Here is a 22,149-nt window from a genome sequence, read left to right as displayed (position 1 = left end):
GATGGGTTTGGGCAGGGCGTATTCGGTTGCGGTACGCGGGCTCGACGGGGTGATCGTCGAGATCGAGGCCGACATCACGTCGGGATTGCCGGGCGTGCATCTCGTCGGATTGCCCGACGCCGCACTGCAGGAGTCACGCGACCGCGTGCGTGCGGCGATCACGAATTGCGGCAACAGCTGGCCGATGTCGCGGCTGACGCTGGCGTTGTCGCCGGCGACGCTGCGCAAGGTGGGATCGGTTTACGACCTCGCCCTGGCGAGTTCGGTACTGTCGGCCCACACCAAGACGGCGTGGCCGCGGTTGGAGAAGACCGTGTTGCTCGGTGAGCTGGCCCTCGACGGGCGGGTACGTCCGGTCAACGGCGTGCTGCCCGCGGTGCTCGCCGCCAAGCATGAGGGCTGGCCGTCGGTCGTCGTGCCCGCCGACAACCTGGCCGAGGCCAGCCTGGTCGACGGTATCGAAGTGCTCGGCGTGCACAGCCTCGGGCAGTTGAAGGCCTGGTTCGAGGGCAAAGCCGAGTTGCCCGGCCGGGTCGCCGCACCGGGGCGAGCGCCCGAGCCGACCGCCGACCTCGCCGACGTCGTCGGGCAGGGGCAGGCCCGGTTCGCCGTCGAGGTCGCGGCCGCCGGCGCCCACCACCTGATGCTCACCGGCCCGCCGGGGATCGGCAAAACGATGTTGGCGCAACGGCTTCCCGGATTGCTGCCGCCGTTGTCGTATGCCGAGTCGCTGGAAGTGACGGCGGTTCATTCGGTGGCGGGCCTGCTGTCGGACGACACGCCGTTGATCACCCGGCCGCCGTTCGTCGCGCCGCACCACACCTGCAGTGTCGCGGCCCTGGTCGGTGGGGGCAGCGGGATGGCCCGGCCCGGCGCGGTCAGCCAGGCTCATCGTGGAGTGCTGTTCCTCGACGAGTCTGTCAAACTTTATATGCCCCACGTCTCGATGCAGTCTATGCGACGGCGTAGGCACTCCATGGGAGGAATCCCGATGAGGAAATACAGGTACTCGGCCAGGTATTGATTGCACAGGAACATGCCGCCTTCACACGTTCCGACGTACCAGACCGCAGTCGCGTGTTCACCGCCGCGACGACGATAGGTACGACAGGGGATTAACATCTCAGTGGATCAAGCGTCGAACGACAAGGGACAGCACCGCAGTCCCACTGATACGCAAAGGGACTCCGCTGTCATTGGTTGACTTACGCACGTAATCGGCGAGGTTGAAACTCTCATTCATCTATCCCTATTATCGTACGAAATGCCTTGCAATTAAATAGGATTCGTGCGATTAATGGGACAGCACAAGTCGACCGGCTGGTGTTTCGCACATTCCAGGTATAGGAGGAGGTGATTTAGATGGCCTATCGCCAGGTGAGGATCTCTGATCTCACGGGTGTTGAACTCGATGAGAAGGAGGCCGTGGAGGTTACCGTCAAGGGTGCCAACAAGAAGTTCGATGCTAGCGCTGAAGAACTCAAAGCCCTGAAACCGCTGACCTCGGTGGTTGAACTCGAACTCAGGTACGCCAGTGGCCAAGTCGGTCAGATGCTGGTATCCCAAGCCGAGTTTAAGAAGGTTGTGTCCGACGACAAACTCGCCGGATTCGACTCGGCTCGAGGCCGGCGCAGCGGGTATAGCCCGCGTAACAACGGCCAGGCTCCATCGCCAGCCAAAAGCGAGTGATCGCCACTCAGCTGTCCCATCCCTACAACCACCCTCCTAGTCACATGGAGACGCGATCCGTCTTCGTGGCTAGGAGGGCTTTTAATTGGACCGCAAAAAGTAAGAAACCCCAGCCACTTGGACTGGGGTTTTATCTCAGGCTGCAACGACCTTGACACGCTCAACCAAGGTCCAGCGCCTGGCGAGACTGAGTGCGTCGTTGTAAGCACGCACCCAATCATCGAATATCACGCCGTTTCCGTGCCATCCGTCTTCGCCGATTGTCTTGACCAGGTACCGATACCTCTCGGTTTTGAAGAGTAGTTCGATCAGTTCATCGGGAACGCCGAGCGTTTCGCCAGTGTTTTCATCGGTTGGCCCGAGCAAAAGAACGTCGCCGGCCAACACGTCCCGATCGATGAACTCTGAGTGGTGGACCCAAAGTGCCATCGTCGCTCGCCGGTTCAAAGGGAGCCCGATATTCTTGCCCTCTTCGTTCATGACGAATGTGCAGGGCGGCCGATAGCCCTCGACCATCTCAATCCATCCTCCGACGAATCCCTGAAGCGCCTTCAGGTCTCCCTGTTCGAACTCGACCAGCTCGGCTGGTACAGACTCATCAGCGCGCACGAGGATGCCCTTGATGACTGTCATTGTTATTGCCTCTCATGAGGGTTCAGCACGGTCGGTTGACCGCGCAGTCACACTCACGAGGTGTCAGAACATTGAGACCGGTCCGCCAACAAGATGGTTCAGAACAACTTCTCGAGCTTCGTCCCACCCCTTGGCCACATGCGCCTCGATATGTGGTGACTCAAGCATCATGAAGGCGGTCAACCACTCGCGCTGCTCCTTACTGACCGTTCCACCCTTGCGCCGCTTCATTTCGATCCACAGCAGGTGACCTTCGCCATCCTTGGACCGGTGTGGCGGGACTAGGACCATCAGATCTGGCACTCCTGGCCGTACGCCAAGACGATGATTCTTCATCTTCACACCCATGTGTTTGGTGTAGGTGCTCATGGGGATGTGTGAGAAGCGCAGCCCGACAAGTTCAAGCCAGTCAACAAGAGCGATCTGCTCTTCGTCTTCAGTCGGGATTGGTGCGTCGAAGATGGAGCTAGACATCACCTACCTCACCCAACTCTGGCACCACCTCACTTAGCACCACAGGCCGCTTGCGGCTCTTCTTCACGAAGTCCTGCTCTACCAACTCATCTCGGCATACATACGCCACCTGTAGCCACTCCTGAGCACGTTGAAGGGCCAGGACGCCCAGTGCATGGATGTACTCAGGTTCTTGTGCTGCGACGTGCTCCTGCGGGCTCTGAAGGTCAAGCTGCTCATCGGCGTCAAGATGGCCGGCTGTTTCAATCAGCTCTTCCAATGGGGTCTCAAATCGTGGTCTGAAGGCGGGCATTATTCACCTACCTCCACAACCCCTAGATGAGACAGGATCTTTGGCCGTAGCTCGCGCATGTGTTGGATAGCGGCTTCACGGGTAATCTCGCCGTGATCTGCCTGTTCCATAGTGCGCTCAAAGGCACTATGTAATGCGAGACGGGCGATACCTTGCCTGCGGCGCTTGTCCTTGTAGTAACTCTCTTCTAGTTTGTTGGGCTGTTGTTCCATATATATTGCCGATTATGATTTCTTACGTTTGATTGTCAATCCAGGTGGCGCCAGGTAAGGGTGGGCATCACCTAACGCCGCCAGGATGCCCCAGTGAGTACTCCTCCATGGAACCTCACTGGGGCGGTCGAACTCTCTGCCGGTTCAAGTTCGCAATCAACCGGAACCTATTAAATAAGGAGAGGCAGAGTAGGACGCTTGAGAGGAATACCGTGAGGTAAAGATCAAGCGCCCAGTCCGTCCGTGCCAGGTGCCTAGATGAGCGCGCATCTATCTCACACGGCGGACTGGCTCACCCATAAAGCGAGGGTGGCGACATATCTCACAGCTTTAAGTGCTGTGAAGACGTAGGGTTGTCGCCATCCGTAAAAATGGGTGTAGGTGCAAGGGATCATTCCTGAGCCCTCGCATTATGGGCGATCCTGGTTGATCAGCTGAGATGGTTGCGGGAGTGGGAATCGAACCCAACGTGTCATGACTGACATCGGCTTATGAGACCGAAAGCTTGACCTCTACTTCATCCCGCATCGTGCTAGCAACCTCTAAGGACATTTGGAACGGCGCGCTTACCGCTTTGTCACCTCCACGGCCTCACGCCCCGAAGACGTTACTAGCTGCTAGAGCGTATGGTGCCAGCAGTAAGTCCAGCCGTGAATACGTCCCGCTTGGCCAAATTATTTAGCAAGTCATTCCAGACCCGGCCTGCTGGGTGATTCTTCCGTTAAACTTTCCGAGGCACTGGTACGTGGTTAGCGACTTCAGGGCTTATCTCCCGCTAACGTGTTGCCCTTACTCTTACTACTAGCACTACTACGCTCTAGCTTGGCGGATTGAACTGGCCACCCGAGAAGTGACCTCCGAAGAAATCACGCTGCGCTGTCGTCTCCTAAGCGCTGCCCTTCAATCCGTCTGGCAAGCGAGATAAGCTGGATACTCATACCAGCACTCCGATTAACAGCTCGGTGTTGTGGCCGCTATTTCTTATCTCGCCATCTCAGCCGATCATTTAATGTGCGCCTCTCTGGCTCTCGCATTGCCAAAGAGGATGGGAATCTGCCGGTGCTGCCGGAGGTACGTTAGACGCTCTCCATGGCCATAAGGGCAACACCCTGGACTATTTTAACCTTGAAAGCTTCAACCGTGGCAGGATGCTGGCGAGGTAGATCGCTATACTGCGCTTGATCTCTTCACGCTTCTCGCGACGACGATCTGCCGCTGCCTGCATGATTACTTCGTAGTCTCGTTCGTTGTACTCGTATGCAAGATTGAATCGGGACAACAAACTTTCTTCTTGTGTGGTTTTGATGATTGCGTTCTCCTGTTTATTACATATTCAATTATGTATCAATGAGTCTGTTAATTCAATAGTGAAATTAGCGGGACTGTGGAAAACTCTAACGATCAAAAATGTGAACCGATCCATCAAGCGCTTCCCCCAGGTGGACCTGCTGTGCAAGCTCTGCTTCAAGTTCCTCGATAGATGGCGGGTTGTCCAGCTCGGACGCGATGTACTCGGCGTAGTCGCGGAGGGATGGCCACTTGCCGTGGTAGTGCTCCTCGAAACGTGCTGCGGCGGTGTTCAACTCATCTAGGTTGCGGAAGCCGACGTAATCGAGCCACATCAACAGTCCGTCGCCGTGTTCTGTCTGAAGTTCCTGCACTCGTTCCAATTGTTCGGAGGCATCAATCCCGAGCGGACAACCGACACGGTGGTTCCGGCTGATGTGCTCGTGACAACATGGACATAGATCCAGATCGCCGCGGTCTTGTAACCACAGTCCAGACCAGTCGGGGTCAGCCGCAACATCACCTCGGCTTCTACGATCCGCGATATAGAGGGCCAGGTGCGCAAGCTTACGTTGTTCTGGCGGTTGGTCTTTGAACTCTTCATACGTGCGGTTGATCTCGCTCAGTAGATCGTCGCTAATACTGCCGGTAGAGGCGAACGAGTACAGATCGGATGCTTGGCCGGAGTGGAACTGGCTCGCGATCATGCGGCTCGTTGCATCGTCTATGACTGCCTCGACGTCTTCGAAGAAGTCGAGCGACTGGGCGATCAGTTCGTCGTCGGTGAGGCGACGGTCGCGGTTGGGGGAGTGCTCCATTACTGAAGCTCCTCCATGTACTTGTCTGCGAGTCCCCACTTGATGCACTTATCCGCCGGAATGAAGAAATCATCATCCTTCATGTGGTCGACAAGGTCCGGTACGTCTGCGAACTTCTCGTAGTGCTTGAGGACAGTCTTGGTCCATCGTTTCCATCGGTCAGTTCCACGTTCTATCTGTAGCGGAGTCGTTTTTCGGTAGCCATCGAACTGGCCGTAGTGGACGAGATGTTCTGCGGCGCTGTCGATGTATCGCTCTCCTTTTGTGCCAACGACCGCGAGGATTGATCCTGAGCTGTATGCCGCTCCGGTCACTACAGTTCGGACGACAATGCCGTTCCGCTTGGCAAGCTCAAGTAGCGACACAAGGTGAAAACACAATTCGCCAGAACCGCCGTAGCTGTTGATGTAGACAGTGATCTTTGCTTCACGTTGCTTCTTGAGCTCATCGATCTTGCGTGTGAGCGCCCAAACTAGTCCGTCCCGCATCTGATCATCGAAAACCCCTAGTACATAGAATGTGTCACCATCGGCGAACACTCGATTGGACTCTTGGTTTTCCTTTGCTTTTACTTCCACACCACCTCCTTTCAGGTGTTTAATTACGTTCTGTCACTTCACATCCCAGTCCACATAGCCAGAACGAGCATCAGCGGTGCGCCGACGATGATGAGGGTGGCTATAGCTATAAGGGCTATGGCTCGTAGGTCACGGAGGAGGGGCTTCATGTGCGCTCCAGGCCAACCACACCCCAGAAGATCACCCGTCGTCGTGTCTTCGCATAGACATCTCGATACTTCTCTTCGACCTTGCCCATCTCGACAAGCTCATTCATGCGGGGTGTGACGGAGTTGATCGGCCAGTTCAACACTTCTGCGACTTCTTGATTGCACATGGGTCTGCCGCCGTTCATCTGAAGTGCCACAAGCACCTTCAGTTGTTTGTCACCGATAGTCGGCGCAACTTCACGACTGTATGCCTTCCGACTCGTCGACCGCACTCCAGGTGTCCGGCCGGCGAGTGGATGTTTCGTCGGTTCAACCGGTTGGGACGCTTCGGGTAGTGGCTTCGGCGGGGAGGAATTGTCAATACCTGTGGATCGGCGTGTTTCAGGCGACCTCCGTTCCGGCTTGCTGATCGCCGTCTGAGGGCGGTGTCGGTGGGGTGATTTCGGTGGGGCGTTCGAGCAGTTTGCCCTTGTGGAAGACCGCGCCGGCGCGGACCAGGGCGACCAGGTGTGGTGCGTTGACGGCACGCCAGCGGGCCGCGGCGGCGTCGATGAGCTTGTAGGCCATGGCCAGACCAGCCGCACGTGATCCCGGCCCCTTGGTGACCTTGGTTCTCAAACGTACTGTGGCAAAGGTGCTTTCGATCGGATTTGTCGTGCGTAGGTGGATCCAGTGCTCGGCGGGATAGTGGTAGAACTCCAGTAGGGTGTCCAGATCGTCGGTGATCTTGGCGACCGCCTTGGGGTACTTGGCCCCGAAGTCGACCGTGAAGGCCTTGACCGCGACCTGGGCCTTGTCGATATCCTCGGCGTTGTAGATCTCCTTGAGCGCCGACAACGCCGACGCGTGCGCTGATTTCGGCAGGGCGGCAAGCACATTGGCTTGCTTATGAAACCAGCACCGCTGTTCTTTGGTGGCCGGGAACACCTCGCGTACCGCTTTCCAGAAGCCGAGTGCGCCATCGCCGACGGCGAGCACGGGTGCGGTCATGCCGCGTCGTTTACAGTCGCGCAGCAGATCAGCCCACGACTCGGTCGATTCCCGGTAGCCGTCGGTGATCGCCACGAGCTCTTTGCGGCCGTCCGCGCGCACGCCGAGCATCACCAGCAGACACAGCTTTTCCTGGTCCAGGCGGACCTTGAGGTGGATGCCGTCGACCCACAGGTAGACGTAATCGGTGCCCGACAGGTCCCGGGCGGCGAACGCGCGGGCCTCGTCCTGCCACTGGCTGGTCAGCCGGGTGATCGTGGTGGCCGAGAGCCCGGCACCCGAGCCCAGGAACTGCTCCAGAGCGGGGGTGAAGTCGCTGGTGGACAGCCCGTGCAGGTACAGCAGCGGCAGCACTTCGCTCATCTGCGGTGACTTGCGTGCCCAGGCCGGCAGGATCGCCGAGGAAAACCGTTTCCGCTCACCGGTGTCGGGGTCGACGCGTTTGTCGTTGACTCGCGGTGCTTTCACCTCAACTGCCCCGGCTGCCGTCAGCACCTCGCGGGCCTGGTGATAGCCGTTGCGGACCACCAGCCGATGCCCCTTCTCATCGAGCTGATCGGCGAACTGGGCCACGTAGGCGGCGACCTCAGCCTTCAACGCGGCGGCCAGCATCTGACGGGCGCCGTCGCGGACGATCTCGTCCAACAACGACCGACCAGCACCGCCAGTGCTTTCGTTGGCCTCGATGGCATCGTGAACTACGGTGAGCATGGGCGTACCTTCCCGAACCAGCGCGCCAACGCCGGCTCATGATCGGACCTTCGGATATTCAGATCATCCTCGGGAAGGTGCGCCCACTTTCACGCCCCCTCACCGAGGCTCATCCACAGGTTCTGATCATTGCTCTCGGCGGGCGATAGGTGTTGCGGTCCATGTAGGCGAGATCTGAGGGGGAGTAGTCGGTCATGACGCGACTCCACTCAAGTCTTTTCGTTTTTCGTACTGATCACGTTTGTACTTATTTCGACAAGGCAAGCAGATCTGACCACTACCATTTGACCGGATATTTTCTGGCACCCATGGGTGGATTCCAGCCTTGCAGTACTCGCGCGCAGCGTTCTTAGCTCTCATGTATGCACTGAGTTCACCGCGCGCTATGTTCTCCTGCTGCGTCACAGGTTCGAGGTGATCAGGGTTGATACAGTCGCGAACTCGACACAGGTGGTCAACCTGGTGATTTTCCGGGATGTCGCCGACAACCAATTGATACATGACTCTGTGTGCATAGCGTCGGATTGGCTGGTGCGAAGGGGTCCAACCAATGACGACCTTAGCGTAGCCATCGTCGCTAAGGGTGGATGCCCAGCGTAGACATTCGCCATCTGCATATATGCGTTCAATCAGGCGATGAAATAGTATTTCGGACGCGTTCTCGCCGTGACGAAGTCCCTTTGATTGCATAACTCAACTCCTTATTTAATTGTGTAATTCAATTATGCAGTATTAATGCGGTTAATTCAATAGTGAAATAGCCAACTGTGGATAACTCTAACGGCAGATAAGATGTGACGGCAGTTTTTGCTACTGTCTCCGTCATGGTTTCGAAGCCCGACGAGCGCGAGCGCAACAAGCAAGAGATCGAGCGCATGCTTGCCGAGCAGAAGGATCGCCGCGATTTCCAGCTCAAGCTGCGCGACCAACGGATTGCGCTGATGGCCGTCGTCGCGACCGCAGTACTCGGTGTAGTCGGCAGTATCACGACGTACTTCGTTGCGGTTAATCAGGCGGACACGCAAGCAGACCAGTCGGCAGCCGACTTCAGGCGTGAACAGCAGATCACGGCCTACTCGGAGTTCCTGACATCGACAGACGAGTTTGGGGCGGTTGAGGGTGACTACCTGCTCGCCATCGACCGATGCAGAGAAGGAACATCCGCAACCCAGCTCCCGCGCTACGACGATCTAAACGCCAAGTACCAGAACGCAGCTCAGAAGAACAACGTCATCCACATCATCGGGTCCGCCGATACCCGAGTAGCAGCCGACAACTTGTTGGTGTTCCTCAGTACGTTGCAGAACAACACGTTTATTCAGTGTGAAAACCTGCGGAAGTCACCGCCGGATGAATCGTTGAACGATGCCGTGTACGGGTTTCGGGATGACCTCGCCGCCAAGCAGATTGCGTTCTCTGAAGCTGCGCGCAAGGATCTGGACATCAACTGAAAACAGCCCGCGTGGACTCCACACGGGCTGTTGGGTTACAGCGAGTTACTTGGATCCGACCGGAATGTCAGGACTGCACACCACGACGCCGTTGATCCGGTCGCACCCAACGGTGCCCATGTCAGCGACTTTGGGCGGGGGCTTTGGCTGAGAACCTTCTGGGACGATCCAATCGGCCCATACGTTCGCGGGGTCAGTGGAGTACGAACCTGGGCGGAACTCGCCCATGATGCGGGGGATGGACATCGGCGCGGCGATAAACAGCCCTGGCGTGGAACCTGGCTTGGCGCAAGTGATGTCCGGTGAGCCGATGATGGGCATTGCGACGGTGCCTGGGCTCTTGTTGTCGCAGATCTGCTGGACGGTCCAGGTGTAGTCGGCGTGAGCAACCGGCGCCAGGCCTATCGCCACACAGACCGCGCCCGCACCGACGACCAGTGCTTTCATCCCCATTGTTTCCCCATGTTCTCGGAATCGGCTCGCGTAGCAGGTCGCTGGGCTGTAACCGGAATAGCAGCGTATCCCGCTGGGAGGTTGCTGTGAAGGCCTCTGGCGAATATGTAGGCCATACGTATGACGGCCAGTGCGAGGACGAAAACCACAGTTAGATCATCATTTCTAGGATCATGCGATTGTCGTTGTAGAGTGCACAATCATCCTTGACGTGAACCCGGCGATTGTTGCCACATCTTCTGTCTGTGCCGTCAACCTGTGGAAAACTCTGCGTTTTAGTGCGCCGCTGGCCGTAGTGGTAAATCTTGCCGTTTTATGGTCTAGCAGCCGTGAATGTACATGCAAGACAACAAATTTGACATTCTCTCCATACGCAGAAACTTCGAGATATGGTGTAGTACTGCGCCACCCCTGTTGCGACGGCCTGATCTTACTTCGCGCAAGCTACCTTCCAAGTTCTGCACTATGACGCACTATGACTTGAGCGGCATCAGCACGCCCATGATGTCATGCTCGGATCCTTCGTTTCGAAACACGACGGGCTTGAGCTTATCGTGAACCTCCAGCGTGATTGATTGCTCATCCTTAAAGATCTTGAGCAGCTGTACGAGTAGCTTTGGATTGACTGTGACGACTACCTTCGCTTCGTCGGTGTTCGGGATCAGTTGCTTGTAGTCCGGGAAGCTTCCCTCGATGGGGTGGTCATTGAAATTCTGAGTATGTTCTAGGTCTGTGACCGTGACGCCATCAGAGCCCACGTGTGCGTAGCTTAGAATCGGTAAATGCTTATGCTTCTTTATCGCCTTCGCGACAGCATCTGCGGTGGATGACTGAAGTAGCGTTTCTTTTGCATCCGTCGATCCGTCAATATTCGGAAAGTCTTCGATGTCCTGCATTGACTCACGAATCTCAGATAGTATGTATCCGTCCGTTGCCACTGCCACTACCTCATCCTTCTCAACCGTGATTTTTATGGCGTTGAGTACGGGCCTGGTCCTATCAGTGCTAGCTGTGTACCTTGCCTTTAAATGATTTTTGCTTATGAGCATTGAATTCTCCTGTGTTATTAATAGTTATAATGCCTCGCTATCGTGGATACGATCTAGACGAACTCCGTGCCGCTTGGGAAAGCGGTCGGTTCACGACGGCTCCGAAGTGATGGAGTACCTCGGGATCGACGGTCGCCACTTGCGCGGTGTCCAGGCGACAATCCGCAGGTACTACGGGCGCCGGCCCCGTCGAGCCGCGGACTCGATCAGAGAAGATCCGATCAAGCGGGCGGTCATCAACCATCTTGTCGAGGTCAATCACCTGCGCCGCGACTACTGCGGTATATGCCAGACGTACTGCGGCAGTGAGGTCTATCTGCGGCAGCTCAACCATATGGATGAGCGGCTAGACAGTGTTGTGGTGGTGGGGAAGTGCTGTAAACGAGCGGGTGACTACTAGTCGCGGTGCGGTGTTGGGTTAGGTAATGGCTTCGGTATATGACTCTCGCCGCTCGCGTCAAAGCCCAACACACGGGGCTGTGGCTTCACCCGCACCCCATCGCCGATCTTCTTTGCATACGCCGAAGATATATAGGTAATGCTCGGTATGGAGTCGCCCTTACGGCTTCGTATCCCGTACTCAATACCACCGTCGAGATACCGGACCTCTGCAACCACAATGCCTTTGAAACCAGTTGTGATGTCTTCGGCTTCGTCACCGAGACCGACCGTCTTGGTCATTCGATGCCTCCAAAATCTCCCCGCTCTTCGTGCATCCTGTAATGCCGACGCCAACAGACCGCCATCGCCGCAACGAATATCCAAGAGCCGAAGCTGAAGGCGCAACCAAGGACTAGGTGATCGGTAAACAAGGTCAGGTAGAGGCCGATGAGTGCGATGATGATAGTGAGCTTTCGCCACGTTCCCTCGAGGAATTGTCAATACCTGTGGATCGGCGTGTTTCAGGCGACCTCCGTTCCGGCTTGCTGATCGCCGTCTGAGGGCGGTGTCGGTGGGGTGATTTCGGTGGGGCGTTCGAGCAGTTTGCCCTTGTGGAAGACCGCGCCGGCGCGGACCAGGGCGACCAGGTGTGGTGCGTTGACGGCACGCCAGCGGGCCGCGGCGGCGTCGATGAGCTTGTAGGCCATGGCCAGACCAGCCGCACGTGATCCCGGCCCCTTGGTGACCTTGGTTCTCAAACGTACTGTGGCAAAGGTGCTTTCGATCGGATTTGTCGTGCGTAGGTGGATCCAGTGCTCGGCGGGATAGTGGTAGAACTCCAGTAGGGTGTCCAGATCGTCGGTGATCTTGGCGACCGCCTTGGGGTACTTGGCCCCGAAGTCGACCGTGAAGGCCTTGACCGCGACCTGGGCCTTGTCGATATCCTCGGCGTTGTAGATCTCCTTGAGCGCCGACAACGCCGACGCGTGCGCTGATTTCGGCAGGGCGGCAAGCACATTGGCTTGCTTATGAAACCAGCACCGCTGTTCTTTGGTGGCCGGGAACACCTCGCGTACCGCTTTCCAGAAGCCGAGTGCGCCATCGCCGACGGCGAGCACGGGTGCGGTCATGCCGCGTCGTTTACAGTCGCGCAGCAGATCAGCCCACGACTCGGTCGATTCCCGGTAGCCGTCGGTGATCGCCACGAGCTCTTTGCGGCCGTCCGCGCGCACGCCGAGCATCACCAGCAGACACAGCTTTTCCTGGTCCAGGCGGACCTTGAGGTGGATGCCGTCGACCCACAGGTAGACGTAATCGGTGCCCGACAGGTCCCGGGCGGCGAACGCGCGGGCCTCGTCCTGCCACTGGCTGGTCAGCCGGGTGATCGTGGTGGCCGAGAGCCCGGCACCCGAGCCCAGGAACTGCTCCAGAGCGGGGGTGAAGTCGCTGGTGGACAGCCCGTGCAGGTACAGCAGCGGCAGCACTTCGCTCATCTGCGGTGACTTGCGTGCCCAGGCCGGCAGGATCGCCGAGGAAAACCGTTTCCGCTCACCGGTGTCGGGGTCGACGCGTTTGTCGTTGACTCGCGGTGCTTTCACCTCAACTGCCCCGGCTGCCGTCAGCACCTCGCGGGCCTGGTGATAGCCGTTGCGGACCACCAGCCGATGCCCCTTCTCATCGAGCTGATCGGCGAACTGGGCCACGTAGGCGGCGACCTCAGCCTTCAACGCGGCGGCCAGCATCTGACGGGCGCCGTCGCGGACGATCTCGTCCAACAACGACCGACCAGCACCGCCAGTGCTTTCGTTGGCCTCGATGGCATCGTGAACTACGGTGAGCATGGGCGTACCTTCCCGAACCAGCGCGCCAACGCCGGCTCATGATCGGACCTTCGGATATTCAGATCATCCTCGGGAAGGTGCGCCCACTTTCACGCCCCCTCACCGAGGCTCATCCACAGGTTCTGATCATTGCTCCGTTCCCTCCCAGGCAGCGATGCTGTCATGCCGCTCTTCCCAGGCCACCAGCTCGTCTTCAGTGAGGCGTTCCATCAAGCGCCCCTCCGCTTCATCTCTTTATTGATGATGGAATTCAACTGTGCGACCTCTAACTGGCGATCGGTCTGGCTCCTCGCAAACTTCGGTAGTTTGACGCCAATCTTGCGCAGGGCGACTGCCTTGACAGTGACAGCCTCGGGGCTCATGCCTAGTGCGTTAGCGACCTCATCGCGGGAGCTTGAGTTCATATACGTCACGACGAACTCCCTGTTGTCGATGCGCTTACCCATTTATCGAGTCCCCCCCCGTTCGAGTCGGTTGGCTTACGACGACTGATGCGGCCACCTTTGGCACTGGCTGCTCGATGAACCTCACGATCCATGAGAGCGAATCCTTTGGTGATACCGCGGGCACGCCCACCCTTAGCGCCGATGCGGCGGTAGAAGTCGGGGTCTTTGGCCTTGTTTGTAGCCGCAGCCTTACGACCGCCGGCCATGGTCCCGGACATCTAGCGGTTCCTCCACGGCCATACAGATCGTCTAACCGCCTTCACCTCTGTCGGCTGTAACTCAGCGATAAGTTCCTTGAGCTTCGCAACGGTGCGTTTCGTCTTATCCAGCTCGGACTTGACCGATGCGACCTCAATCTTCAGACGGGTGTACTCGTCCTCGTATTTCTTCGCAGCGGCGATGGCTTCTTTGTATGCCTCTTGAAGAGGGCGCGGGTCGATGACCGTCTTTTTGAACTTAACCGGTTTGGCGATCGTTGGTTTGGTGTCGGCCTTCGCCACCGGACGATCGTTCACCGCCGCGAGATCGAGCATTGGCTTGTTGATCTTGCCAGTGACCTTCACACCCTCGTCTGTCACTGTGACGATTCGCGCCTTGGCCGCACGCTTCGGTGGGGTAGTGGTGGCACTCTTCTTTGGGCGTCCTACTGGGCGCTTGGTTGCTTTAGTGGTGGACTTAGATGGTTGTTTCTCCTTACTCACATTGCTCTCTGCCACTGAGTGGCGCGTTATTTGCTTCTATCTGCGGTGCACATCCCGCACCCACAGTCGTCCTTATGCCAGTGCAGGCGTCGGACTCGTGCACTGTCTCCGTTGAGAACTGCGACGATTGCTCTTGCGTGCTTGCGGTCGGCCTCGGTGAACGGACGCTCCTGGTCCTGGTCGAGCAGATTGTTGTATTCGGTGTCTGCTTCGGTGAGGCGCATGTGTGCGTTAATTAAGTCGTCCATCAGGCCGCGGTCTTCAGCCACTCTTGGGGCTTCTCAAAAGTGCCGGCCTCGATCTCCTCGATGGCTTCGGCTACCTTGGTCATCTCTTCAGGCGTGCAATTCTTCAAGAACGGCTTGCCTGTGACGACGCGGACCAGCGACCGTTTATGTTCCATCGGCAGATCAAGTTCGATGATCTTCTTCTGGATGTTGGCTTCTACGTCGTCAGCGTCATCAACCGTTGAGCTGCCCTCGTCTAATGACTCAGGATCATTCGCTCTCTCGACGATCTCTGCCTCTTCGGCAGCGATGTCGCGGTAGACGGTCTCCGCCGGATCGACTACTTCCGCGTCAGCGGTCTGCTGGCGTGCCTCAGACGGTGCAGATTCGCTCTTATCAAACTCACCGCTAATCTCACCCTCGACGTACACCGGAGCGCCGTAGAACACGTCTGGCGTGTATATACGAACGCCGTTGCTCATGGCACGCGCGAAGTACATGTTGCGGGCGAATTTGCGCCAAGTTTCAGCGTTTCGACCGGTCGATAGTCCTGCCATCTTGGCGTCCTCGGAGTCAAAGGATGATTCTCCGAGCACTTCCTTGGTGCCGTCGCTGCTGATCTCTAGAAACTCCAGTACGCAACCATCACGGTCCCATTTCTTGACGCGGTAGTCATACTTCGGGTGCTTCTTTACCTTGGCAGCCATCAAGTTTGCGCTCATCTCGGCGTTACCGTTGATGATGTTGATTCCGCGCATGGCGGCGAACGGTTGAATACCGAACTCAACGCCAGCGATGATCTTCACGCCCGCCTGGTAGATCTGCTGGGCCTGGCCGAGTGATTTGTCACCCTTGAACATGCCCGAGCCGATGAAGATGGTGGAGAGGCGCTTGATGTCGTCCAGGGACCGTACGGCAATCGCCGACGTACCAGCGTCATCGTTGTAGCGCTCGATCGACTCGTCGCTAACCTTCGGTAGTTGGTTGTCCTCCTGCTTCACTCGTTTGTTCCTGTTTAGATTTGATGATCGCCCGTGCCTTTGGCAGCAGGTTTTGTACTGTCCGCGAGCGATTGAGAATGTCCAGGACGGCGTCCGAAGGCGATACTGACCGCTTACCTAGCTCACGGGCGATGAAGTCGCTGTGGAGCTGGATGGCCAGGTCGAAGTCCTCAGGCACGCTCAGAACGATCCTCTTGCGGTTGTAGCCGCGTCGTCGCTTGAATAGTTGCTTCGGTGTGTACTTTGGGCGTCCTGCCATATCTATAGTGCTTTCATTGATGCCGCCGCTAGTCTCCCCGTCTAACTTCGATTAGGTTGGTTTGGTTCGTACAGCAACAGGTCGGACCTTCTCTTACCTGTCCATCCCCTGGTTGCCCACTTGATGAATTCCTTGTCCTCATGTGCGTTCTGGATACTCTCAAGTCGCTAACTCTCACCATCTCCATCACCGCGCCCGTACGTCATAGCGTTTTGTGTCACCATGAGGCGGGGGTAGCGTCCGAATCGGTTAATTCCTGCCCTTACTGGCGATCAATCCAGTATGGAAGGTCCAACGTGCTGCTGTACGAACTGTAAATGTGTAACCGATAAATCAGTTTTACTGTCGAGCTCACAAATCGCTCCGTCGATCTATCTGCTACTAATTATGCACAAACGATACTGTTAATTCAATAGTGAAATGTCTGTATTACTGCTAAAGCTGTGGAAAAGTGACTTAATAAGCATTCTGCGATTTAATAGACCTCAAGATGTCGTATGTCCAAACTCCGCCCAATCCACGCCTGAACCACGCCGTTGGGGGCATGGGCCGAACAGCGCTGACCTGGGGGAATCTGCCCGCCGGCCCGCGCGCTTACCGGTACGTTAGAGGGGTGAAGCTATGGGAACGAGACCTATCGATCCTGGAGGGTGTTGCAAGCTTCGGGGCGATGACTACGGGGCAGATCAGGGAGCTGTACTTTCATGGCCTCAAGTCGCCTACCTCGTGCAAGGTAGTGCTCCGTCGTCTGGTGGCCAATGGTGCTTTGTCCCGCGTTCATGTCAACATGCCTGATAATCCCAAAGGCGGCAGTCCCACCGGCTGTTACCAGATCGGCAAGACGACCTGGAAGTCGATGTATGGGAACACCCCGTACAAGCCGATTCGCGACCAGTACAAACTGATGCACACGCTCTTCGTGGTTGAGGTGTTCATCGCTATCAAGCGCTTGGAACGCACCGGCGCGCTCAAAGTGGAAGATGTGGCGGTCGAGTCCGACGCCTGGGCCAGCTTGGGCGGGCATGAAGTCCACCCAGATATAGACCTGCGGATCGATGCAATAAACCGTGGCGAGCCACTAGCTCTATGGGTTGAGGTGGACCGTTCGAACGAATACGAACGCCAGATTCAGGACAAGATTCACCGCTATATCGGCGCGTATCAGTCCGACGATTACCAGGCTGATCCGCATCGGGTTGTGTTCGTTGCACGTGGTGAGGACCGCGTGAAGACGCTTAAACGGTATATACGCAAGGTGTCTGATCTTCCGCGCGGGTTGTTTGTGGTGTTTACGCTGGATGATTTTGTCGAGATGCTGGGACGCGAGCGTAACGATTAGTTGTTGACTATTCGGCAACGATAATCGAGTATTTTGCTATTGAATTTACAGATGAGTTGGCGCATAAAAAAGATATTAACAAAGTAATTCATAGAAAGGCTTTAAACCTATGGATACAATCAACAAAACGCAGTACGATCTAGTCGCACGTGAGATCAATCAACTGTTCGCACGTTGTTACTCAAGTAGTCAGACTGGCTGGGATCTGCACCCACGTGTTTCAGTCCTCGCGGAAGGCGACGACGGCTATAACATCGTTATGAACGACGATGCTCATACACTCGCAGCTCGCAAAGGCTACGTTCAGGACATGTTCTATGCGGCAGACTACACGTTTGTGGTCGGGGATGATGATTTTATACTTCTTCCCGATGCGAAGCTGGATAACGTCTTTACGCTTGCGCGTTAGTTTTGGAAGCGACCCAGGCATGTCGTTAAACTGCCTAGCCTCGTACATTCACACGGGTACACAAGACAAGTCACCGGTCATTAAAAGGACTCAAGGTAATCACTGACCAGATGCCGATGCTTGTGTAGCCATGTGACTGTACGGCTCAGTCAATCGCAATCAACAACTAAATAAGGAGCACGGAATGGAAGATGTAGACAAACTCATAGCGGATATTGACACCGCACTTGCAACTAGAGGCGATTATCACGCCCCCGCAAAGAAGTTCTTTGAAGAGCGCCCAGTAGAAGAGGCATGGTTGTTTCACAATTTTAAGTCCTCCGGCCATAAGCGAATAGATGCAATAGTCCGAGTGGCGGCCAAAAAACGTACAGCGTATTGGCTTTCTGCTGGCAAAACTATCGCCGAACTAGATAATGGGGGAGTCGCGCAATGACATCAATAACAAGCATCATCAAGACCTATACCCAGGACAAAGATCAGATGGTCCATACCGGATACTTCGTCCTGACGAACAATCATCCGATGAAGTACGCCACGAAGTGGCAATGGGAAAGGATCAAACCGTCGCACTTGGACGTACACCTTGACAGAGTAATTCAATCTCTGCCGAACGCGCAGTAGGTATACGCGTCTATGCCGTACATCTACCGTGACTCGGAGACTGGCGAGATAGTCGATCTGCGACCGCTTCGCCGTACAAACCGCTTCAGACGCGCCACAAAACGCGCCAGGGTGAAGAGGGGACTCATAGTCCATCATGAGGGTTTCATAGCGCTGGTGGCGACACTCGGGCTATGGATAGCACTGATCAATAACTGAATAAGGAGATAACCGATATGACAGCTACAAAAAGTCAAGTAATCACGGAACAAGATCTACATCCTGGCGACCGCGTAACCGCTGAAATTAGGTGGGCGGACGGTAACGGCTACACAACTAGCCGAGAAGTCGTCGAACGCGACAAAGTTCTTTGGGGAATTAATGGAAGACGTGTGTGGCACTACAAGGGAGAACCGCGCAGAGTTAGTCGCGAGATTGATGCGCCAATTTCAATGCTGCGGTTGGAGCGGTATACGGTCACGCACAGTAACAAAATACAGGGGGATAATTGAATATGATCTACCGCGACCACACAATCACTCTTGAAAAAGGCATCTACTACGCCATCTACGACGCCGATGGTAAGTATCAAGAATCAGGCTTCTCACTTGATGAGGCCAAGCGATACATCGACTGGCTGCTTGATGAAGAAGAGGGTTCGTTTACGTTCGACCCGATTAACGTTGCCTCTGAGGCATGACCTGGGCGGTGTATGGATGATCTCGTTATCCGGCCTATCCCGTCGCAACTGGCAAGCAAACTAGTGGTCGAGTCGCACTATCTGCACCGGCGCCCACCGATCAGCTTTGCCTATGGGGTATTCAAAAACGGCATCATCATGGGATGCGTTACATACGGTGTTCCTGCGAGTAGGCACCTGCAAAAGAGCGCTTGCCCATCTAATCCCGATCTCGTGCTTGAACTAAACCGCCTGTGGCTGAGCGACAAGCTCGCCAAGAATACCGAGTCCTGGTTTGTCTCGCGCACGCTCAAACTCTTACCACCACGCATCATCGTGTCGTACGCCGATCCAGTTGTCGACGGCAAGGACCGACCTCATTTCGGGTACATCTATCGTGCCCTGAATTTCTACTATGCGGGCTGGACCGATATGCACCGCAAGACGCCGCGACCGGACTACATACCCGCCGATCCAAATACCCATACCAGGGACGCATTTCGTAATGGATATGTCGAGAAGAGATACCGGGTGAGTAAGGTCAAATACTGGACCGTGACAGGGGATAAGCGCCAAAGACGGGATCTGATCAAGCTGTGTCCCTGGCCGCGTCTGAATTGGCAGCAGTTGCCGCCGCCGGCCCCAGGCGCACACCAGTATGTGAGTGAAGACAGCATCCGCGATATGGCTGCATAAAGATTGCCCCGCTGAAGCGAAACAGCGGGGCGTTTTGTTGCCGGTGATCCGGCGAAGCGGTGTTTGTGTAGTGGGATGGCCTGATGCGAGTCGAGGTCATCCAGAGAGTGGAGTTTTGGGAGGTTTGAATTTTATGGAATGTGCGAGCGGCTGCGCGAGTAGCCTGCTATGTCTTAGTTGTACCACGAAACGTATGGACTGGATACTACGCAAAACGGCCACCGGTAAATCGGGGAGAAATACTGGTGGCCGATCTGCTTAGATTTTTCAGTTACACACTTCGATTATGCGGGACAAGGGGAGGGTTGGCAAGGATTGTTAAATCGTGGAACTGTGGTTTGTTAGATATTTTTTCGGTCCACGCCAGGGGTGGATGTTAAGAGTCGTGGTTCGTGGCATTAAATACTGGATTGACTTACCAATCGTCCTGGCGCACTCTAAAAGCAGATGCCACCGTTACCCTTCACGATCAGACGCTCCATCCTTGGAATCATCGCCATGGTGATCGCCTGGTTCATTGTGAACGTGGTTGTCTTCTACGGTCTGAGTGTCACGGATGTTGATCCCAGCACTAAGATCATCCTGGCCCAACTCGCCGGGCTTATCGCGGTTATCACGGGCGTTGTGTTGCTTGTGTCCATCTATCTGTATTGGGCCGCGTCTCTGACTATCACGGCAAGCGGACTGCGTGTCGTGCGGTATAAGAGTCTGTTTTGGTCGGTCCAGTCTGAAGTGGAATGGGAGAACGTGGAGGAGGTGACGGTTTCGTCTCACGGGATATTGAAGAGTTTGTTCGGTGTCGGGACGATCCTTGTGCAGACCGCGAGCGCGGAACCTAACTTGGCCCTGAACTACATCGGTAATGTCGACCGGGTACGTGAGTGGATCGCTAGTTTGGCAGATGCGGCGGATTAGATAGCTGCTCGGTTCTATAGAAGAAGAGGTTTATAAACAGCTTCTTCTATAGAAGCAGGCGTTGCAATTAAGCTCGATGTGTGATTAATTAGGAACACTGCCGTCGATACAATTTCCAAAGCATCGAACGGCGAAATGTCAAAACTTATGTGCTATTGCATTAGTGGTGCTTTTTTGTTACAGTAAATGTAGGAAATTGTATCGGCATCCCTTCGCAATAGCGGAGGGATTCTTTTATGGCTAGCGACTTAGTAAACCGCGCCCATCAACTACAACAGAGCAGGCGTCAAACCGCTTCTAGAGCCTCTGGTGAGCTTCCAGGTGAGATAGAGGCACTTGTGGACAACAAGGCGTTTCTGCCGCGCCACAGGAAGCTACAGCGTGAGTACGGTGACGAGGTTCTGTTGAAGATCGCAGAGCTGGCCCAGTCCAAAGACAAGCCGTCTCACTGGTACGCCAAGGTGACGAGCGTCAAATGCTGGGACCGCACGTTGAAGATGGTAAAGAAGCTGATCGCGGCGGCTAAGCGCGCGGTATTGGCGATGGAGAAACTTGGCGCGAAGGCTGAGTGGCTTCCCTGGTACACATCGATCACTTATCGGAACAGTGAGGCGACGGTGGCCGGCTGGGTCGAACAAGCATCGCGGGGTAGAAATCCGGCCCGTTACTTTGGATGGTTAGCTGGTCACGCGGAGTAGAACGATGCCGATTCTTGGAGTCGCTGGTGATGTTGTCTCTCGTCTCAACGGCAAGCGGAGAACTAGTAGTGGTCGAGCGATACGCAAGAATCGAGCGAAGAAGAATCGAGATCGATCTAAAAACCGGCTCGCAATACAAGTTTCTTCACGTCCACAACCGGGAAAGCGGGTGGTGCGCGCCGATCCGGTTTTGAAGCAGCGCTTGCTATACGTCCTGGAGCTCGAAGACGGCAAGTACTATGTAGGTCAGACATCATCCAAGGATGCGACGAAACGATTTAATCAACACGTCTCAGGTGGCAAGAGGGCCGCGAAGTGGACGAAGTTACATAAGCCATTGCGGATTCTGGAGACTCGAGAGATCGGCGAATGCTCGGTATCTACTGCCGCAATCGCAGAAGACGACCTAACCATTGAGTACATGTCAAAATACGGTATCGGCAATGTCCGTGGCGGCGGCATGTGTCAAGTTGTTGAAGCACAGGTAATCAAAGCCTATGAAGCGAAATTGATTAGAGTCGAGCGATCACAGAAGTTTGTTGAGCGGCGGAATGATGTGGAGGCGCACTACCAGGAACGTCTGGGGAAGTGGTATCGGGAAAATCTATGAGTAACAAATTTCAAGCAGGCATCACCGATGAACAACAACCCGACCCCGCCAAACAGTCAACCGAAGCCCTCTTCGCCGACGAATCCTTCGAACCCCAATGGATGAAGGACCGACGCGAAGCAGAACGCCAGGCGCTTGAAGAGGGTGTCACCATAGGAGTCCGCAAGGCCTGGGATAAGGCTGCGGCTATCTCACGGCAGCGCATCGCTGATAAATACCCGAGTAAGAAGCGGCTCGGTCGCGGTTGATCACCCGTCCCCAAAGACGTAGACGCCGGCGGCGATAGACGCGACCAACAACCCCACGGTGATCAGCCACAGATAGAACTTCATCATTTGGTCGGTGCGTTCTGCGTCGCCTTCAGCCTCCATCTTCCGTACCGCCTCGCCGGACAAATGATCCCAGACGCTGTAGTCCGCTGGATTGGTCGTCTTAGGTGGTGGGGCAGTGGTGGCGAGGATGGACAGCACCAGGAACAGCACGAAGCCGATCACCGACAGCACGAACCAGAACATGGCGATGAGTATGCCTGGTGGCGGGGACAGAGAGCCGGGATAA

At 55.9% G+C, this 22,149-nt stretch carries 30 protein-coding genes, 1 tRNA gene and 1 pseudogene; 13 read left to right on the top strand and 19 right to left on the bottom strand.

What is annotated here, in order from left to right; genetic code table 11:
* Position 1: 1 nt before the first annotated feature.
* Both ACOI2T_RS23290 and ACOI2T_RS23285 read left to right on the top strand, forming a co-directional pair.
* A pseudogene (locus ACOI2T_RS23290) lies at positions 2-928 on the top strand (YifB family Mg chelatase-like AAA ATPase); the annotation flags it as partial.
* A 434-nt stretch (positions 929-1,362) separates the two neighbouring features.
* The gene (locus ACOI2T_RS23285) at positions 1,363-1,689 is read left to right on the top strand and encodes a hypothetical protein (protein ID WP_409506224.1); all 327 of its coding nucleotides are present in this window, start codon (positions 1,363-1,365) and stop codon (positions 1,687-1,689) included.
* 135 nt (positions 1,690-1,824) lie between these two features.
* On the opposite strand, the gene ACOI2T_RS23280 is transcribed toward ACOI2T_RS23285, so the two are convergent.
* The 9 genes from ACOI2T_RS23280 to ACOI2T_RS23240 form a co-directional block, all read right to left on the bottom strand.
* On the bottom strand, positions 1,825-2,322 hold the full coding sequence (locus ACOI2T_RS23280) for a DUF3846 domain-containing protein (protein WP_409506223.1): 498 nt from the start codon (positions 2,320-2,322) through the stop codon (positions 1,825-1,827).
* Positions 2,323-2,385: 63 nt separating this feature from the next.
* On the bottom strand, positions 2,386-2,796 hold the full coding sequence (locus ACOI2T_RS23275) for a VRR-NUC domain-containing protein (protein ID WP_409506222.1): 411 nt from the start codon (positions 2,794-2,796) through the stop codon (positions 2,386-2,388).
* Positions 2,789-3,055: a hypothetical protein gene (locus ACOI2T_RS23270; RefSeq protein WP_421874437.1), complete on the bottom strand. Its 267-nt coding sequence runs from the start codon at positions 3,053-3,055 to the stop codon at positions 2,789-2,791. Before ACOI2T_RS23270 ends, ACOI2T_RS23275 begins: the two co-directional genes overlap by 8 nt.
* 685 nt (positions 3,056-3,740) lie before the next feature.
* Positions 3,741-3,827: transfer RNA gene (locus ACOI2T_RS23265), tRNA-Met, on the bottom strand.
* 867 nt (positions 3,828-4,694) lie between these two features.
* A complete protein-coding gene (locus ACOI2T_RS23260; protein WP_409506220.1) occupies positions 4,695-5,405 on the bottom strand; it encodes a hypothetical protein in 711 nt (236 codons plus the stop codon).
* Positions 5,405-5,983 (bottom strand): ATP-dependent Clp protease proteolytic subunit, encoded by a 579-nt coding sequence (locus ACOI2T_RS23255; protein ID WP_421874433.1) that lies wholly within the window; start codon positions 5,981-5,983, stop codon positions 5,405-5,407. Before ACOI2T_RS23255 ends, ACOI2T_RS23260 begins: the two co-directional genes overlap by 1 nt.
* Before the next feature lie 145 nt (positions 5,984-6,128).
* Positions 6,129-6,329: a winged helix-turn-helix domain-containing protein gene (locus ACOI2T_RS23250; protein WP_409506548.1), complete on the bottom strand. Its 201-nt coding sequence runs from the start codon at positions 6,327-6,329 to the stop codon at positions 6,129-6,131.
* A gap of 184 nt (positions 6,330-6,513) precedes the next feature.
* Positions 6,514-7,833, bottom strand: a complete 1,320-nt coding sequence (locus tag ACOI2T_RS23245) for an IS256 family transposase (RefSeq protein WP_064961518.1) — start codon at positions 7,831-7,833, stop codon at positions 6,514-6,516.
* 192 nt (positions 7,834-8,025) lie between these two features.
* Positions 8,026-8,334: an HNH endonuclease signature motif containing protein gene (locus ACOI2T_RS23240; RefSeq protein ID WP_421877340.1), complete on the bottom strand. Its 309-nt coding sequence runs from the start codon at positions 8,332-8,334 to the stop codon at positions 8,026-8,028.
* A gap of 323 nt (positions 8,335-8,657) precedes the next feature.
* Here ACOI2T_RS23240 and ACOI2T_RS23235 point away from each other — a divergent pair, with 323 nt between their 5' ends.
* The gene (locus ACOI2T_RS23235) at positions 8,658-9,284 is read left to right on the top strand and encodes a hypothetical protein (RefSeq protein WP_409506535.1); all 627 of its coding nucleotides are present in this window, start codon (positions 8,658-8,660) and stop codon (positions 9,282-9,284) included.
* A 45-nt stretch (positions 9,285-9,329) separates the two neighbouring features.
* Here the strand turns inward: ACOI2T_RS23235 and ACOI2T_RS23230 are convergent, their stop codons facing one another.
* On the bottom strand, positions 9,330-9,737 hold the full coding sequence (locus ACOI2T_RS23230; RefSeq protein WP_421874430.1) for a hypothetical protein: 408 nt from the start codon (positions 9,735-9,737) through the stop codon (positions 9,330-9,332).
* Between the two features lie 473 nt (positions 9,738-10,210).
* The gene (locus ACOI2T_RS23225) at positions 10,211-10,786 is read right to left on the bottom strand and encodes a beta clamp domain-containing protein (protein ID WP_409506537.1); all 576 of its coding nucleotides are present in this window, start codon (positions 10,784-10,786) and stop codon (positions 10,211-10,213) included.
* 73 nt (positions 10,787-10,859) lie between these two features.
* On the opposite strand from ACOI2T_RS23225, the gene ACOI2T_RS23220 reads away from it, so the two are divergent.
* Positions 10,860-11,186: a hypothetical protein gene (locus ACOI2T_RS23220; RefSeq protein WP_421874427.1), complete on the top strand. Its 327-nt coding sequence runs from the start codon at positions 10,860-10,862 to the stop codon at positions 11,184-11,186.
* On the opposite strand, the gene ACOI2T_RS23215 is transcribed toward ACOI2T_RS23220, so the two are convergent.
* From ACOI2T_RS23215 to ACOI2T_RS23185, 7 genes are all read right to left on the bottom strand, one after another.
* Positions 11,183-11,467 (bottom strand): hypothetical protein, encoded by a 285-nt coding sequence (locus ACOI2T_RS23215; RefSeq protein ID WP_409506538.1) that lies wholly within the window; start codon positions 11,465-11,467, stop codon positions 11,183-11,185. The two genes, ACOI2T_RS23220 and ACOI2T_RS23215, sit on opposite strands and share 4 nt — an antisense overlap.
* 221 nt (positions 11,468-11,688) lie before the next feature.
* Positions 11,689-13,008, bottom strand: a complete 1,320-nt coding sequence (locus ACOI2T_RS23210; RefSeq protein WP_064961518.1) for an IS256 family transposase — start codon at positions 13,006-13,008, stop codon at positions 11,689-11,691.
* A 209-nt stretch (positions 13,009-13,217) separates the two neighbouring features.
* Positions 13,218-13,454 carry a hypothetical protein gene (locus tag ACOI2T_RS23205; RefSeq protein ID WP_409506542.1) on the bottom strand — a complete coding sequence of 79 codons (237 nt, stop codon included), beginning with the start codon at positions 13,452-13,454 and terminating at the stop codon, positions 13,218-13,220.
* The gene (locus ACOI2T_RS23200; protein WP_421877380.1) at positions 13,418-13,660 is read right to left on the bottom strand and encodes a KGG domain-containing protein; all 243 of its coding nucleotides are present in this window, start codon (positions 13,658-13,660) and stop codon (positions 13,418-13,420) included. Before ACOI2T_RS23200 ends, ACOI2T_RS23205 begins: the two co-directional genes overlap by 37 nt.
* Before the next feature lie 12 nt (positions 13,661-13,672).
* Positions 13,673-14,170 (bottom strand): hypothetical protein, encoded by a 498-nt coding sequence (locus tag ACOI2T_RS23195; protein WP_409506540.1) that lies wholly within the window; start codon positions 14,168-14,170, stop codon positions 13,673-13,675.
* A gap of 11 nt (positions 14,171-14,181) precedes the next feature.
* Entirely contained in the window at positions 14,182-14,424 is a 243-nt protein-coding gene (locus ACOI2T_RS23190; protein WP_421874424.1) for a hypothetical protein, read from the bottom strand.
* Positions 14,403-15,383, bottom strand: coding sequence for a hypothetical protein (locus ACOI2T_RS23185; protein WP_421874421.1), 981 nt, complete (start codon positions 15,381-15,383; stop codon positions 14,403-14,405). The genes ACOI2T_RS23190 and ACOI2T_RS23185 overlap by 22 nt, the downstream gene beginning before the upstream one ends.
* An 872-nt stretch (positions 15,384-16,255) precedes the next feature.
* Between ACOI2T_RS23185 and ACOI2T_RS23180 the strand changes: the two genes are divergently transcribed.
* From ACOI2T_RS23180 to ACOI2T_RS23140, 9 genes are all read left to right on the top strand, one after another.
* A complete protein-coding gene (locus ACOI2T_RS23180; RefSeq protein WP_409506495.1) occupies positions 16,256-16,981 on the top strand; it encodes a replication-relaxation family protein in 726 nt (241 codons plus the stop codon).
* 109 nt (positions 16,982-17,090) lie between these two features.
* Complete coding sequence (locus ACOI2T_RS23175; RefSeq protein ID WP_409506494.1) at positions 17,091-17,390, top strand: hypothetical protein; 300 nt, start codon at positions 17,091-17,093, stop codon at positions 17,388-17,390.
* A gap of 184 nt (positions 17,391-17,574) precedes the next feature.
* Positions 17,575-17,826 (top strand): hypothetical protein, encoded by a 252-nt coding sequence (locus ACOI2T_RS23170; protein ID WP_409506493.1) that lies wholly within the window; start codon positions 17,575-17,577, stop codon positions 17,824-17,826.
* Between the two features lie 681 nt (positions 17,827-18,507).
* Positions 18,508-18,693 carry a hypothetical protein gene (locus ACOI2T_RS23165; protein ID WP_409506492.1) on the top strand — a complete coding sequence of 62 codons (186 nt, stop codon included), beginning with the start codon at positions 18,508-18,510 and terminating at the stop codon, positions 18,691-18,693.
* A gap of 12 nt (positions 18,694-18,705) precedes the next feature.
* Entirely contained in the window at positions 18,706-19,368 is a 663-nt protein-coding gene (locus ACOI2T_RS23160; protein WP_409506491.1) for a Mom family adenine methylcarbamoylation protein, read from the top strand.
* A 498-nt stretch (positions 19,369-19,866) separates the two neighbouring features.
* A complete protein-coding gene (locus tag ACOI2T_RS23155; protein WP_421874417.1) occupies positions 19,867-20,283 on the top strand; it encodes a PH domain-containing protein in 417 nt (138 codons plus the stop codon).
* Positions 20,284-20,621: 338 nt separating this feature from the next.
* Complete coding sequence (locus ACOI2T_RS23150; protein ID WP_409506489.1) at positions 20,622-20,981, top strand: hypothetical protein; 360 nt, start codon at positions 20,622-20,624, stop codon at positions 20,979-20,981.
* Between the two features lie 4 nt (positions 20,982-20,985).
* Positions 20,986-21,591: a GIY-YIG nuclease family protein gene (locus tag ACOI2T_RS23145; RefSeq protein WP_409506488.1), complete on the top strand. Its 606-nt coding sequence runs from the start codon at positions 20,986-20,988 to the stop codon at positions 21,589-21,591.
* Positions 21,588-21,839, top strand: a complete 252-nt coding sequence (locus ACOI2T_RS23140; RefSeq protein WP_409506487.1) for a hypothetical protein — start codon at positions 21,588-21,590, stop codon at positions 21,837-21,839. Before ACOI2T_RS23145 ends, ACOI2T_RS23140 begins: the two co-directional genes overlap by 4 nt.
* Here the strand turns inward: ACOI2T_RS23140 and ACOI2T_RS23135 are convergent, their stop codons facing one another.
* Entirely contained in the window at positions 21,840-22,106 is a 267-nt protein-coding gene (locus tag ACOI2T_RS23135; RefSeq protein ID WP_409506486.1) for a hypothetical protein, read from the bottom strand.
* Between the last annotated feature and the right edge of the window lie 43 nt (positions 22,107-22,149).

The organism is Mycolicibacterium wolinskyi str. Jessa 2025 (assembly GCF_049241375.1).
Classification (GTDB): domain Bacteria; phylum Actinomycetota; class Actinomycetes; order Mycobacteriales; family Mycobacteriaceae; genus Mycobacterium; species Mycobacterium wolinskyi.
The sequence above is the reverse complement of the archived record's forward strand: the minus strand, read 5'-3'. Positions and strand labels throughout refer to the sequence as shown.

Bases quoted from the DNA above. Each gene is read 5' to 3' on its own strand.
- ACOI2T_RS23285 (WP_409506224.1), top strand. From the start codon at position 1,363: ATGGCCTATCGCCAGGTGAGGATCTCTGATCTCACGGGTGTTGAACTC.
- ACOI2T_RS23280 (WP_409506223.1), bottom strand. From the start codon at position 2,322: ATGACAGTCATCAAGGGCATCCTCGTGCGCGCTGATGAGTCTGTACCA.
- ACOI2T_RS23275 (WP_409506222.1), bottom strand. From the start codon at position 2,796: ATGTCTAGCTCCATCTTCGACGCACCAATCCCGACTGAAGACGAAGAG.
- ACOI2T_RS23260 (WP_409506220.1), bottom strand. From the start codon at position 5,405: ATGGAGCACTCCCCCAACCGCGACCGTCGCCTCACCGACGACGAACTG.
- ACOI2T_RS23245 (WP_064961518.1), bottom strand. From the start codon at position 7,833: ATGCTCACCGTAGTTCACGATGCCATCGAGGCCAACGAAAGCACTGGC.
- ACOI2T_RS23240 (WP_421877340.1), bottom strand. From the start codon at position 8,334: ATGTATCAATTGGTTGTCGGCGACATCCCGGAAAATCACCAGGTTGAC.
- ACOI2T_RS23235 (WP_409506535.1), top strand. From the start codon at position 8,658: ATGGTTTCGAAGCCCGACGAGCGCGAGCGCAACAAGCAAGAGATCGAG.
- ACOI2T_RS23230 (WP_421874430.1), bottom strand. From the start codon at position 9,737: ATGGGGATGAAAGCACTGGTCGTCGGTGCGGGCGCGGTCTGTGTGGCG.
- ACOI2T_RS23225 (WP_409506537.1), bottom strand. From the start codon at position 10,786: ATGCTCATAAGCAAAAATCATTTAAAGGCAAGGTACACAGCTAGCACT.
- ACOI2T_RS23215 (WP_409506538.1), bottom strand. From the start codon at position 11,467: ATGACCAAGACGGTCGGTCTCGGTGACGAAGCCGAAGACATCACAACT.
- ACOI2T_RS23210 (WP_064961518.1), bottom strand. From the start codon at position 13,008: ATGCTCACCGTAGTTCACGATGCCATCGAGGCCAACGAAAGCACTGGC.
- ACOI2T_RS23205 (WP_409506542.1), bottom strand. From the start codon at position 13,454: ATGGGTAAGCGCATCGACAACAGGGAGTTCGTCGTGACGTATATGAAC.
- ACOI2T_RS23200 (WP_421877380.1), bottom strand. From the start codon at position 13,660: ATGGCCGGCGGTCGTAAGGCTGCGGCTACAAACAAGGCCAAAGACCCC.
- ACOI2T_RS23175 (WP_409506494.1), top strand. From the start codon at position 17,091: ATGGATACAATCAACAAAACGCAGTACGATCTAGTCGCACGTGAGATC.
- ACOI2T_RS23170 (WP_409506493.1), top strand. From the start codon at position 17,575: ATGGAAGATGTAGACAAACTCATAGCGGATATTGACACCGCACTTGCA.
- ACOI2T_RS23165 (WP_409506492.1), top strand. From the start codon at position 18,508: ATGATCTACCGCGACCACACAATCACTCTTGAAAAAGGCATCTACTAC.
- ACOI2T_RS23160 (WP_409506491.1), top strand. From the start codon at position 18,706: ATGGATGATCTCGTTATCCGGCCTATCCCGTCGCAACTGGCAAGCAAA.
- ACOI2T_RS23155 (WP_421874417.1), top strand. From the start codon at position 19,867: ATGGTGATCGCCTGGTTCATTGTGAACGTGGTTGTCTTCTACGGTCTG.
- ACOI2T_RS23145 (WP_409506488.1), top strand. From the start codon at position 20,986: ATGCCGATTCTTGGAGTCGCTGGTGATGTTGTCTCTCGTCTCAACGGC.
- ACOI2T_RS23140 (WP_409506487.1), top strand. From the start codon at position 21,588: ATGAGTAACAAATTTCAAGCAGGCATCACCGATGAACAACAACCCGAC.
- ACOI2T_RS23135 (WP_409506486.1), bottom strand. From the start codon at position 22,106: ATGTTCTGGTTCGTGCTGTCGGTGATCGGCTTCGTGCTGTTCCTGGTG.